The following is a 705-nucleotide window of genomic DNA, read 5'->3' as shown; positions in this document are numbered from 1 at the left end:
GTATCACATCCTGCTGATCGAGGACGACGAGGGTGACACCCTGTTGGTGGAGGAACTCCTCCACGACACGGGGTTGCGGTTCGAGCTGACCACGCGCACCACGTTGGCCGAGGCCCGTGCCGCCCTGGCCGACAGGCGGATCAACTGCATCCTTCTCGACCTGCACCTGCCCGACGCGTCGGGCACCGACGCGGTCACCGCGATCCGGGCCCTGGCCCCGCACACCGCGGTGATCGTCCTCACCGGGCTGTCCGAGGCCCAGGCGGGCACCGAGGCCATGGCCGCCGGCGCCCAGGACTACCTCGTCAAGGGCAAGGTCGAAGCGGACCTGATGCACCGGACGGTGCGTTACGCCGTCTACCGGAGCCAGACCGAACGCGCGAACGCCGAGGCCCAGGCGGCCCGCCTGCGGGCGGAGGAGAACGCCCGGCTGGAGCGGGGCCTGCTGCCCCAGCCCCTCCTCGACACCTCCACGGTGCGCGTCACCTCCCGCTATCTGCCCGGTGCCGAGATGACCCTGCTCGGCGGGGACTTCCTGGACGTGGTGGAGGGTGACGACGGCCTGTTGCACGCGGTGGTGGGCGACGTCAGCGGGCACGGCCCGGACGCCGCCGCACTGGGCGTCTGCCTGCGCATCGCCTGGCGCTCCCTGGTGCTGGGCGGGCACCGGGGGGACGACCTGTTGCACCTCATGGAACGCATCCG

1 protein-coding gene is annotated in these 705 nt (G+C 71.8%); it reads left to right on the top strand.

The genetic code is table 11. The features are described from left to right. Window positions 1-705, top strand: a 705-nt coding sequence (locus tag KUM32_RS41310; protein ID WP_217146778.1) for a response regulator, incomplete at both ends; no start/stop codon positions are given.

Source organism: Streptomyces sp. AC627_RSS907, from assembly GCF_019049165.1.
Note: the sequence above shows the minus strand (reverse complement) of the source record. Positions and strands in the feature narration are given on the sequence as shown.